At 42.5% G+C, this 11,829-nt stretch carries 14 protein-coding genes; 9 read left to right on the top strand and 5 right to left on the bottom strand.

What is annotated here, in order from left to right; all coding sequences use genetic code 11:
• Nucleotides 1-455: 455 nt before the first annotated feature.
• A complete protein-coding gene (gene mtgA / locus CXF65_RS10380) occupies nt 456-1,142 on the bottom strand; it encodes a monofunctional biosynthetic peptidoglycan transglycosylase (protein WP_101211996.1) in 687 nt (228 codons plus the stop codon).
• 244 nt (nt 1,143-1,386) lie between these two features.
• Between mtgA and CXF65_RS10375 the strand changes: the two genes are divergently transcribed.
• The 5 genes from CXF65_RS10375 (at nt 1,387) to CXF65_RS10355 (ending at nt 6,112) form a co-directional block, all read left to right on the top strand.
• Entirely contained in the window at nt 1,387-1,659 is a 273-nt protein-coding gene (locus CXF65_RS10375) for a glutaredoxin family protein (RefSeq protein WP_227523252.1), read from the top strand.
• A gap of 12 nt (nt 1,660-1,671) precedes the next feature.
• Nucleotides 1,672-2,901 (top strand): alpha-hydroxy acid oxidase, encoded by a 1,230-nt coding sequence (locus CXF65_RS10370; RefSeq protein WP_037025673.1) that lies wholly within the window; start codon nt 1,672-1,674, stop codon nt 2,899-2,901.
• Between the two features lie 146 nt (nt 2,902-3,047).
• A complete protein-coding gene (locus CXF65_RS10365) occupies nt 3,048-4,010 on the top strand; it encodes a rhomboid family intramembrane serine protease (RefSeq protein ID WP_101211994.1) in 963 nt (320 codons plus the stop codon).
• A 115-nt stretch (nt 4,011-4,125) separates the two neighbouring features.
• Nucleotides 4,126-4,932: a MipA/OmpV family protein gene (locus CXF65_RS10360; protein WP_101211993.1), complete on the top strand. Its 807-nt coding sequence runs from the start codon at nt 4,126-4,128 to the stop codon at nt 4,930-4,932.
• 295 nt (nt 4,933-5,227) lie between these two features.
• Nucleotides 5,228-6,112: a DMT family transporter gene (locus tag CXF65_RS10355; RefSeq protein WP_198551998.1), complete on the top strand. Its 885-nt coding sequence runs from the start codon at nt 5,228-5,230 to the stop codon at nt 6,110-6,112.
• A 5-nt stretch (nt 6,113-6,117) separates the two neighbouring features.
• Here the strand turns inward: CXF65_RS10355 and CXF65_RS10350 are convergent, their stop codons facing one another.
• From CXF65_RS10350 to fumC, 4 genes are all read right to left on the bottom strand, one after another.
• Nucleotides 6,118-6,417, bottom strand: a complete 300-nt coding sequence (locus CXF65_RS10350) for a HigA family addiction module antitoxin (protein WP_101211992.1) — start codon at nt 6,415-6,417, stop codon at nt 6,118-6,120.
• 57 nt (nt 6,418-6,474) lie between these two features.
• Nucleotides 6,475-6,753, bottom strand: coding sequence for a type II toxin-antitoxin system RelE/ParE family toxin (locus CXF65_RS10345; protein ID WP_025651331.1), 279 nt, complete (start codon nt 6,751-6,753; stop codon nt 6,475-6,477).
• Between the two features lie 276 nt (nt 6,754-7,029).
• Nucleotides 7,030-7,461: an adhesin gene (locus CXF65_RS10340; protein WP_101211991.1), complete on the bottom strand. Its 432-nt coding sequence runs from the start codon at nt 7,459-7,461 to the stop codon at nt 7,030-7,032.
• A gap of 420 nt (nt 7,462-7,881) precedes the next feature.
• Nucleotides 7,882-9,285: a class II fumarate hydratase gene (gene fumC, locus CXF65_RS10335; protein ID WP_101211990.1), complete on the bottom strand. Its 1,404-nt coding sequence runs from the start codon at nt 9,283-9,285 to the stop codon at nt 7,882-7,884.
• A gap of 141 nt (nt 9,286-9,426) precedes the next feature.
• Here fumC and CXF65_RS10330 point away from each other — a divergent pair, with 141 nt between their 5' ends.
• The 4 genes from CXF65_RS10330 to CXF65_RS10315 all read left to right on the top strand — a co-directional run bounded on the left by CXF65_RS10330 (nt 9,427) and on the right by CXF65_RS10315 (nt 11,758).
• Nucleotides 9,427-10,383, top strand: a complete 957-nt coding sequence (locus CXF65_RS10330; protein WP_101211989.1) for a 5-formyltetrahydrofolate cyclo-ligase — start codon at nt 9,427-9,429, stop codon at nt 10,381-10,383.
• A gap of 9 nt (nt 10,384-10,392) precedes the next feature.
• The gene (locus CXF65_RS10325; RefSeq protein ID WP_025651324.1) at nt 10,393-10,842 is read left to right on the top strand and encodes a hypothetical protein; all 450 of its coding nucleotides are present in this window, start codon (nt 10,393-10,395) and stop codon (nt 10,840-10,842) included.
• A 225-nt stretch (nt 10,843-11,067) separates the two neighbouring features.
• Nucleotides 11,068-11,253, top strand: a complete 186-nt coding sequence (locus CXF65_RS10320; protein WP_101211988.1) for a type II toxin-antitoxin system HicA family toxin — start codon at nt 11,068-11,070, stop codon at nt 11,251-11,253.
• Between the two features lie 100 nt (nt 11,254-11,353).
• The gene (locus CXF65_RS10315) at nt 11,354-11,758 is read left to right on the top strand and encodes a type II toxin-antitoxin system HicB family antitoxin (RefSeq protein ID WP_101211987.1); all 405 of its coding nucleotides are present in this window, start codon (nt 11,354-11,356) and stop codon (nt 11,756-11,758) included.
• Nucleotides 11,759-11,829: the final 71 nt, after the last annotated feature.

Below are 11,829 nucleotides of genomic sequence, written 5' to 3'. Positions count from 1 at the left end.
AACTTTATTTAATCACTTATTTTAAACAAATTTATTTTGATACCTAGGGTCTGTTGAACATTCAAATGTGGCACTGGCAGTGGCTATTTTTTAGACAATACGCAGTGAAATTTTTGACGCCTAGTCGTTCTAGGTTAGACAATTTCGCCATGTATTGGCAAAAAACAGTCCTGCCCTGAAAGGCTGATACTAAAATCACCTCAAACGTTGTTGTAAACCTAGCTAAGATCTCGACATTATCGTCGGTTTACGCCTGATTTGATAAAAGGTTTGGGACGATTTTAGCAATCAGCAGTCCTAATATTTGAATGTTCAACAGACCCTATATATAGTGGCGTTCATAATATAGTGACGTTCTATTATTGCAACCATATGACTATCAATCATGTCATGAGTTTATCGTACTACTTACCCTGCTATTTATCATTCAAAAAACTACTGTTAGTAAATACTCATTAAGCCGCTTGTGGCAAGACCGCATTCTTCATACGTTTTTTAATAATACGCTGTTTATTACGTAGGCGTCTATCACTGCGATTGTCTTCATAGTATTTAGGATTGGTCAGCATACTAATGAGTAGCGCGGATTCATCACGATTGAGATTGGCAGCAGATTTATCAAAATAATGGTGCGCCGCCGCATCGATACCATAGATGCCATTGCCAAACTCGGCGACATTTAGATAGGCGGTCAAGATACGCTGCTTGTCCCAAAAGGTTTCGATCATCACGGTGATTACCGCTTCCTCGCCTTTACGAATATACGAGCGATGCGACGTCAAAAATAGATTTTTGGCCAGCTGCTGAGTAATGGTCGAGCCGCCAGCCGAGGTGGTGCCAGACTCCTCATTTTTTTTCATCGCCAGCTCGATGCCCTTCATGTCAAAGCCATTGTGTTGGCTAAACGTCGAGTCTTCGCTCACTATTGCCGCTTGCTTGGCTGATTTGGCGATGGCATCGTACTCAGCCCACGTCTGCGTGACCGTACCGCCGCTCAAGCGATGGGTAAGCATAAACATGCTGTTGTTAATTGGCTGCGTTTTCCAAATTAATAGCAGTCCTGCCACCAGCACATGAAATGCCACGACCAATAACATGAATGCCAATAACACTCGTTTCATAAATTTGCCAAAACTTGCCATGCGTGCGCTACCTGAGTGGATAAAAAGATAATAAGATAAAATTGAGAATCATAAACTGCAGCTCATCTTACCTAATCTCACAATCGCTGTCATTATTTACCCCATTTCTTTATCATGTCATAACGGCTAAGCCACATTGGTATGTCGGCTTAAAAACAGCACACAAGTATTTTGCGACAAGGCTTAACATAAGAGTAGAAACATGCATAATGATAATAATATAACCCTATTACGGAACCGCGTTATGGCAGCGTGCCCTGAGCTTAATGACTCTAAAAACCTCGATGAATGGTGGTTGCTTGGTACTTCTGGCTGTCATCTATGTGATGTCGCTGAGCAACTATTAGCACAGTTTCGGGCGGTACAGCCACTTACCTACCAATATGTCGATATCGCTGACTTCGATGAGTCATTGATGATGGAATTTGCTACCAGCATTCCGGTGCTCCTGACAAAGACGCAGCGTCTAAATTATCCATTTTCAGTCATGGATTTACAGCAGTTATGGAATAGATAAGCGAGAGAGATAATGAAAAACTTGAGCCCAACTTTAAAAAAAGTCACCGAAATTGAAGATCTGCGCCGAGTCGCCGCGCGCAAAGTACCGCGCATGTTTTATGATTATGTCGATTCAGGCTCATGGACTGAGACCACTTATCGCAGCAACGAGACTGACTTCGATCGTATCAAATTGCGCCAGCGCGTCTTGGTCGATATGGACAACCGCAGTCTAGCGACAACGATGATTGGCGAATCAGCCAAGATGCCTGTCGCCATTGCGCCAACGGGATTCACAGGCATGATGTGGGCAGATGGTGAGATTCATGCCGCGCGGGCAGCTGAAAAGTTCGGTGTGCCCTTTTCATTATCGACCATGAGTATCTGCTCTATCGAAGACGTCGCTGAAAATACCAGTGCGCCGTTTTGGTTTCAGCTTTATGTCATGCGTGATCAGGACTTTATGGCCAATTTGATTCGCCGTGCCAAAGCAGCAAACTGTTCTGCGTTGATTTTGACTGCGGACTTACAGGTGCTGGGACAACGTCATAAAGACATCAAAAACGGTCTATCCGCACCGCCAAAACCCACATTGGCTAATATTTTAAATTTAATGACCAAGCCAGAATGGTGTCTTAATATGCTCGGCACCAAGCGCCGTACCTTTGGCAATATCGTCGGTCATGCCAAAAATGTTGAAGATATCTCATCGCTGTCAGCGTGGACTGCAGAACAGTTTGACCCTCGCCTAAGTTGGGATGATGTGGCACGTATCAAAGACGCATGGGGCGGCAAGCTCATTATCAAAGGCATTATGGAGCCGGAAGATGCTATTTTAGCCGCGCGTAGCGGTGCGGACGCGCTAGTGGTCTCCAACCATGGCGGCCGTCAATTGGATGGAGCGCTGTCTTCTATCTCTGCGCTTTCTGACATTGTGCAGGCGGTCCATGCCGAAAACAGTGATATCGAGGTGTGGCTCGACAGCGGTATTCGCTCCGGTCAAGACGTGCTCAAAGCAATCGCGCTTGGCGCGAAAGGCACCATGATTGGACGAGCATTCTTGTATGGGCTTGGTGCTTATGGTGAGGATGGGGTACGCCGCGCGCTTGAGCTTATCTATAACGAGTGCGATATTAGCATGGCGTTTTGTGGTCATACCGATATCAATCAAGTCACAGATAATATATTGGTCAAAGGAACGTATGAGCAGCTAAAATTGGCACCGCCTTATATCACTGATAATGCCACCCCTAGACGCTGATTGCTTTTTGCTTTTTTGCCGATGGCTTTTTTGCCGATGGCTTTTTAGGAGTGGCTTTTTAGGAGTGGCTTTTTAGGAGTGGCTTTCTTTATAGTGGCCTTACCCTTTATAATCGCCTTAATCTTTTTAATTGATACTCGGCTTTTATGACCATCCAACAGCTTTTAAAAACGGCACCCGTGACCACCCTGCTATTAGTCAGCTTTATCGGACTTTTTATCATGCAGGTGCTGACAGGTGTCGATGCCAATAACCCCTCAACTGAAGCGCTGCTAAAATGGGGTGCCAATGCGCTGCCTTTTACCATGGGCGATGATCCATGGCGCTTGGTCAGCAGCGCGTTTTTGCATATTGGCTTGATGCATTTATTGTTTAATGGTTTTGCCATGTATTTCTTTGGGCAAATCGCCGAGCCGATGTTTGGCTCCGCTAAATTTTTGGCATTGTTTTTACTCGCGGCCATCGGTGGTAACTTACTTAATAGTTATGTGACGTGGCAGAGTATCTTGGATGGCACTGGGCAACCGGGGCTGTCGGCCGGTGCCTCTGGTGGTATCATGGGTATCGGTGCCGCCCTTTTGATAGCTGCCCTGTTTAAAATATCGGTCAATGGCTTAGTGCTCAATTTAAAAAGCCTAATATTGATCATGGGCATCAATTTAGTGTACGGCTTTGCGGTGCCGGGCATCGACAACGCAGGACATATCGGTGGCGCGGTAACAGGATTGGTCATTGCACTCGCCATCGGTATCGTTCATCGCCAGCGTATGGCAGCCGTCATACAGACGGGCGCTTTCGAACAGAGCCGTTATCAAGATAATATCCAAAGCACAATCCAAAACAATGAGCAAACCAGCTATATCGAGCAGCCAACGATGAGCAATATTAATTTGGATAATAATGCTCATTTTGATGACACTCGTGTAAACTTACCTATAAATATGAACGATAATCGTGCCGACATCATCGAGCAAAAGACAGCGGCCAAACCTGCCCTTATGTGGCAGCTGCTACCATGGCTGGTAATGTTGCTCATCAGCATTGGCTTTGTTTGGTGGTGGCAGGATATTCATCATCAAATACTACAAGTGCTAAACGCTGTTGAATAAACGCTGACCCTTATCCTTTATCATTAATTGGCACACAGAAACAGACAGCTGATTTTAGCTTTCCTTATTCTTCTATGGTTACCCAGCTATTTTTACCTACTGACGAGACTTAATTATGTTTACACTTTCAGCGCTATCCGCTACGCGCGTCTTGCTTAGCACTTTGACCGTCACTGCACTATTCAGTGTCGCTAGCATATCCAATGCCGCTTTTTTTAATAAAAACTTGCCGGCTGATCCAGATGCTGAGCTCAGCGTTGGCGTTAACGTCATGGCAGTCAACTCAGCCTATGACTTGGAAGACAGCACCGATATACGCGTATTGCCGGGTGTGTTTTATGATAACAATAAATTCTATGCACGCGGGGCGCAAGCGGGCGCTTATATCATTAATGATGGTACCAACCAGCTGTCTGCTTATGCGCAATTCGATGGTAATGAGTTCGATCCTGATGATGCCAGAGGCGCGCTTGCTGGTCTGGACGAGCGTAAATCCTCAGCTGCTGCTGGTCTGACTTATCAGCGCAATACTCCTGTCGGCGGCTTTCGTGCGCAAGTAGCGACCGATATTTTGGATCGTAGTGGCGGCAATACGGGGCGCTTGACTTATCTGGCCCGAATCACCAAAGACAAGCTGACGGTCTATCCAAGCATTGGCTTTGAATTTCATAATGCAGATTATAACGAATACTACTATGGCGTGAGCGAAAAAGAATCTGCTGAAACGGGCGTTGCAGCTTATAAATCTAATTCGAGCTTGAACCCGTACATCAATGTCAGTGCCAACTATGATTTCAATGAGCGCTGGGCAGGATTTGCCAACCAAAGCTTGAGCTATCTACCAAATGAGCAACACGATAGCCCTATGGTTGACTCGCGTACTGAAGCCACGACAACGCTTGGTCTACTTTATAAGTTTTAAGATTTGAAATTTAAGGTTTAATAAGTTTAAGAAGTTTGATAAAAAAGCTGAGCATTTTGCTTGGCTTTTTTATTGAGTTAATTCGTTGATATGAGACACTAGCCTATATAGTTCGTACAAAATAAAAGTGTCATTTACTTTATCTGGATGCGAGGTTGATAGAAATTTTCTTGCTTGCTGTGCCTACGCAGACAGAGGCTGCGAAAGTTTCTATCAACCTCGCCATAACATTCTTAGAGTAAATTAACTATAAGATAAATTCCAGATTTGATTTTATATACAGGATTGCACCATTATGTTCCACGCTACCCTTTGGATGATTGGAGCACTCACTTCATTTTGTTTAATGGCCATTGGTGCTCGTGAGCTAAACGGTGAGATTGGTGTTTTTCAGATCTTATTCTTTCGAAGTATCGTCGGACTATTGGTATTATTGCCCATACTATCGTTATCAAGCTTTGCATCAAACGCTTCATCGAAAAAAGGTCGTTTTTCATTCCCCAAGCGTATTAAATTACACGTAGTCAGAAATCTATTTCATTTCGCGGGGCAATATGGCTGGTTCTTGGGCATAGGACTCCTGCCCTTGGCGACCGTTTTCGCTATCGAATTTACTGTCCCTTTTTGGACAATAATCATCTCGTATCTCTTCCTAAAAGAATCTATAACTGTAAAAAAGGTTATTGCCGTATTTTTAGGAATTCTTGGGGTAATCGTCATCGTACAACCCAGCTTAGATGTCGCTCATTATGCGTCACTTATCGTGTTGGGCGCTGCTATTTGTTATGCCTTTTCCCATGTGGCCACAAAATCACTCTCTAATACTGAAAGCCCAATCACCATTATTTTTATGATGTGTTTGATACAAGCACCTCTGGGGTTACTCTTATTTATAGAAGGGTGGACAACGCCACTAGGTATTCAGTGGCTATGGCTCGTCATCATAGGCATAACGGCACTATCGGCGCATTATTGTATGACCAAAGCCATGCAACATGCAGAGGTCACATTCGTGGTCACTATGGATATGTTCAGATTACCGCTCATCTCAATCATCGGTGTGCTTTTGTATTCTGAAAGCTTTAGTGCAGCTTTAATCATTGGTATGCTGCTGATAGTAACGGGTAACTCGTTAAATATATATTCTAGGAAAAAAGATAAAGGTAGTATTGCTCGATAGCGCAGTTAAGCATATTCAATAGGTTCAATATCATCTAAAAAATGTAAATCATCAGTCTCAACCAAACGCAGCTCATAAGTAGACTGCAGATTTAACCAAAACTGAGCGCTACCACCAAAATACTTGGCTAAACGCAGGGCAGTGTCTGCTGTAATGCCACGCCTCTCACGTATGATTTCATTAATACGTGCAGGTGTGACACCAAGCTTCAGCGCCAATGCATTGGCACTCATACCCAGTGGCTCAACAAAATCCTCTCGTAATACTTCGCCCGGGTGAATGGGACGCATACCGTTTTTAGTCATAGTGTTTCTCTCTTCTATATTCTATATTCTATATCTTTGATAACATCTCTTATAAAATTAATGATAGTCCACAATTTCTACATCTATAGCGCCTTGATCTGTCCAAGTGAAACAAAGTCGCCATTGCACATTGATGCGAATACTGTGCTGACCTTCTCTATCACCACGTAAAGCTTCTAATCGGTTGCCAGGTGGAGCTTTCAAGTCTTCTAGCATAGTTGCATTATCTAGTAGTAGTAATTTACGTTCTGCAACATTTTTAATGGCTGACCAGCGCTTTGTTTTTCCAGCAGAAAAAAGAGTTTGAGTATCACTACATTTGAAATTAACAATCATACAAGTCTCAATACCCTTTATTTATGCTTTTAAAATAAGTTGTAGTGCTACTACTTATAGTATATCGATAATCGATAAACATCAATAATGATATGTAAACACACAGAGTATCGCCTTTCGCACCAATTATGTGTTTTTCATTGACGCGAGATTTAGCCCTAATTGTAGCGAAAAGCGGTACTGGCTCCAAAACCAAACCTAAATACCACAAAAAAAGACCCTACCACATTACGTGACAAGGTCTTTTTTTATCTAATTCTGTCAGCCTGCTAAAAACTAGCCTTTAAGCTTTTTGATAGATTTAACATTACAGCCTTTATAAAGGATTTCACTGCTGGCATCTTGGATATTAGCCGATGATTTATGATAATTATTTAAACGCAGTGCGCCAGTCATAATACTAAAGTTTTCTTCATCACCAAACACGGTATCAACCATGTCAGAACGACCTAAGTTAATGGGTAAAAATCTTTTTTTGCCATTCAAATTGGCTTCTGCAAAAGTCGGTAGGTTTTGCTTATTAAAACCATAAGTGACGCTAACTTTCTTGTTGTTTTGGCAAGTATAGTTGACCTGTCTGTGTTTCACAGCACTATCATAACTCTCGCTTGGCTCCATCACTTGGTCCGAGTAGGCCATGGCAGAACCAGAACCCAACATTGCCATCAAAATACCAGCTGATGATAAAGCGGCAGTTAATTTTTTCATAAATTACCTCAATGATATAAGTAGAATGGTAATAGATAAGAAAAATATGGACGTTAGCGGCGAACTATTTTTAGTTGGTCTGATTGTTCGCTCTTATTGTCTTTGTCGTGATTTAGAACGGTTATTCACGAGTTCTTATCTATGCGCTCATTATAAGCAAAATTTTTGTTGATGCTGTTATAACTATTGGTTTGCTTGTTGTCTGAGCGTAAGACATTGTTTCTCTCGATGTATGTGCTTCAATTGATAGATAAAAAAAAGACCCTGCACATCCGTTTATAAAGGATGGCAAAGTCTTTTTTACAACTTACTTCTTAGTGGAACAAATATGACACTGCTACAAGGAAGACAGGCGCAAATGGTACCTGTCGTACATTAAGCGAGTCTGACACCGTAGCAGGTCGTTATTTATTTTACGAATTAAGAAGGATGTACCATATCAGCAGGTGTTACCCACTCATCAAACTGCGCTTCAGTTAACAGTTCTAACTCAACGGCAACTTGCTTCAAAGTTTTGTTTTCTTTATAAGCAGTCTTGGCGATTTTTGCTGCGTTTTCATAACCAACATGACGGTTCAATGCGGTGACTAGCATTAACGAGTTATGTAAGAAGTCATCGATTTTGTCTTTGACTGGCTCGATACCAACGGCACAGTTTTCATTAAAGCTGTTGCACGCATCACCCAATAGCTTGATAGATTGCAATAAGTTAAAGGCAATCACTGGCTTATAAACGTTAAGCTCAAAGTTACCTGACGCGCCAGCCATGCTGATCGTAACGTCGTTACCCATCACTTGCGCGACAACCATGGTCATTGCTTCTGATTGGGTTGGGTTTACTTTACCCGGCATGATAGATGAGCCTGGCTCATTTTCAGGAATCGTCAACTCGCCTAGACCACAGCGCGGACCTGAGGCTAACCAACGGACGTCGTTAGCGATTTTATTTAAGCTGCCTGCTAGCGTTTTTAGTGCGCCTGACGCAAATACTTCAGCATCACGAGCGGCTAGTGCTTCAAATTTATTTGGTGAAGTGACAAACGGTAAGCCTGTTAATTCAGCCAATTGCTCAGCAGCTTTTACCGCATAATCAGGGTGAGCGTTTAGACCCGTACCAACCGCTGTGCCGCCTAGTGGCAATTCATATAGACCTTGTAGCGCGTTATCGATACGAGTTAATGAATGGTCAAGTTGGCTGACATAACCGCTAAACTCTTGGCCTAAGGTCAAAGGCGTGGCGTCTTGTAAGTGGGTACGGCCAATTTTAACAATGCTATCGAACTCTTTGGCTTTGGCATCTAGCGTGTCGCGTAGTGCTTTTACCGCTGGGATAAGCAAGCTGTTGATTTGACGAGCAGCAGCCACACGAATCGCCGTTGGGAAGCTGTCATTGGTAGATTGCGCATGGTTAACATGGTCATTCGGGTGAATCGGCGTGTAGCTGCCACGCTCATTGCCTGCGATTTCGTTGGCACGGTTGGCCAATACTTCGTTCATGTTCATGTTTGACTGCGTACCAGAACCCGTTTGCCATACAACCAATGGGAACTGATCCGTTAAACCGCCGTTGATGACTTCGTCAGCAGCTTGCACGATTAAATCGCGCTTATCACCTTCGATACGCTCAAGGCTAGCATTGGTAATCGCAGCGGCTTTTTTGACCAGTGCCATCGCTTCAATCATTGGACGTGGCAAAGTCTCGCCACCGATTTTAAAGTTTTCACGGCTACGCTGAGTTTGCGCGCCCCAATAAGCGTCAGCTGGGACTTCCACGTTGCTCATGGTATCTTTTTCGGTACGAGTTGCCTGATTCTGTGTCGACATAACTACCCTCTTTGATGGTTTGTTGTATAGCTGCTTTGAAAAAAGTGCAACACACGCTGCACATAAAGGAAAATACGATGTAAAGTGGCGTTATGATAGCATGACTTATCACAAATTTCTCCAAGTCCGTGAGGCTAACTGATGTCTAAAAACACCAGCCAACAACATTCTGCTACTGCCTTATCTGACTCGTTACCTGAGTTAGCGAATGATGACGCTCACTCAAAAAACGATATCAAAACCGCTGATAGCTTAAGTAATCCGCCAAGAAAGCAGTTTACCCGCCAGCGTCGGCAATTAACGGCTGGCGAACGTAAAAAGTACGCGCGCATGGCAAGTTTGCATTTAACCAAGTTGCAACAGCGCTTACCGCCGCATGCAAAGATTGGCTTATATTATGATGGCTTTAGTGAGCTACCCACTCAACCACTGTTGGACTGGATTATACGTTCGAATTATCAGCCGTATCTGCCAGTGGTTGGTTCGCTCGGTCGTACTAGAAATGGTAATGATGATAAACGTCTGCGCTTTGTACCTATTTATCAGTCGAAACTGCTGAATATACCGACGCGCATTCATAGCTTAGGGATGAAACAAAACCATCATCGCAGGTTACTTTGGGCGCGTGAGTTAGATGTGATTATCTGTCCGCTCGTGGCGGTTGATAAAAATGGCAATCGTATGGGCATGGGTGGCGGATTTTATGATACAACCCTTGGTAAAAGCCATCAAGCAGGGTTAAAAAAACCATTGAAAATTGGTTGGTGCTATGATTTTCAAGTGGTAGAACAACTCCAGCGTCAACCATGGGATGTACCATTAGATGGCATAATTACGCCAAGTGGCTTAAGGTGGTTTAAACGAAATCAGATTACAAGCCGCCATGACAAAGCATCTAGCGCTGATAGTGTTGATACGTACTTACGAGCATTGGGAAATGATGACGCTAGGGAGATGCTCTACTACAGTCAAGAACAGCCCTTTAATTCTGATGAGATGACAAGGCTAGTCAATGAAGATCGTCTAAATAAACTGCTGGCGCAAAGCGATGAGTTTTTGAGTAGTTTAAGCGGTGAGTTGAGAGGTTTTGATGATTAGGTATGACACATGAGCACAAAAAAAATTTCTATGAGGACAGTCGCTAGCTACTTCCGAAACAAACCACCACGATTCTTTTTCGCTATTTTGTGGGTTGTATTTGTCTACCAGATTATTATGTCGGGCTTTGAGCCAAATCCTTATGCGCTAGAGATGATTGATGCTCCTGAGCCGCATTCATATGATATAGAGCTCGTCGTCATATTGGTGGTTGCGATGCTTTTCCATTTAAGCTTTCTCGTTACTATCGATGTATACATGCGTAGCCGGTGGAAGTTTTTTACCATGCTGATTATTACCACATTATTTTTACTTTGCTTCGGTATGGTGGCAATGCATGCACCGCCGTCACTAGGCTGTATGATTTTTTGGACTTTCTTATCATTTTTACTGTTTTTAGTTATTTGCTTTTGTCAGACTTGCTCATTCTTTTTACGTTGTGTATTCCGTAGAACCTAGTAATGAAGATAGGAAATTTCATACCTAATTAAAAATACAAGTTACCCTACAACTGCTGGCGCAAAGTGATGAGTTTTTGAGTAGTTTAAGCGGTGAGATTGGGAATTTTGAGGATTAACGATTTTCTTTACCATTCAATACACACTTCTACACACAAAATATAGCATTAATTATAAATTATGTGTAATAATACACACATCCAATTAGTATCCTTGAGGAGAATCCATGAAAAGTGGTGAACTAATCAAGTTGCTTAAAGAGGATGGTTGGATAGTTGATAGAGTTAAAGGAAGTCATCATATTTTGAGAAAGGAAGGCGTTGATAGCATTATTTCAATCAGTCATCCTGAAAAAGATGTGTCTCGGCATCAATTGGCTCAAGCAAGACGTATTTCTGGTTTGAAACTTTAAGCAACTCCAAGCTTTTAATAAAGGTTGGTTTTTACTCTTCATAAAAACTTTCTCTATCCTATTTAACTTTATTAATAAGATAATATTCATAGGGGGTTATATGTTAAATTATCCCATCGCTATATTCAAAGACGAAGGCATGGACAACTATGCAGCTATTGTTCCTGATATTGACGGCTGTTTCCCTTTAGGAGATACCATCGATGACACAGTGCAAGAAGCGCAGTCCTTAATTTACGATCATATCGAATATATGGTAGATAAAGGAATGAGTTTTGACTTTCATACTAGTGATATAGAAACATTAAGAATGAATGCAGATTTTCAAGATGCTTTGGCTTGGGCTATTGTAAATATTGATGAAAACAAGTTTTCAACTAAGCAAGTACGCTTTAATGTTAGTTGGCCTGAATATTTATTACAGCGTGTTGACAGTTATGCTGAAAAAAACCACGAAACTCGCTCTGGGTTTTTAGCAAAAGCAGTACAAAAAACTTTAGTATGAAATTATCGATTTGAAATAAAAAAGCTACCTATTCGGTAGCTTTTTTATGGAACATAGTTCTATAAAATACA

Source organism: Psychrobacter sp. Sarcosine-3u-12, assembly GCF_002836005.1.
Taxonomy (GTDB): domain Bacteria; phylum Pseudomonadota; class Gammaproteobacteria; order Pseudomonadales; family Moraxellaceae; genus Psychrobacter; species Psychrobacter okhotskensis.
Note: the sequence above shows the minus strand (reverse complement) of the source record. Positions and strands in the feature narration are given on the sequence as shown.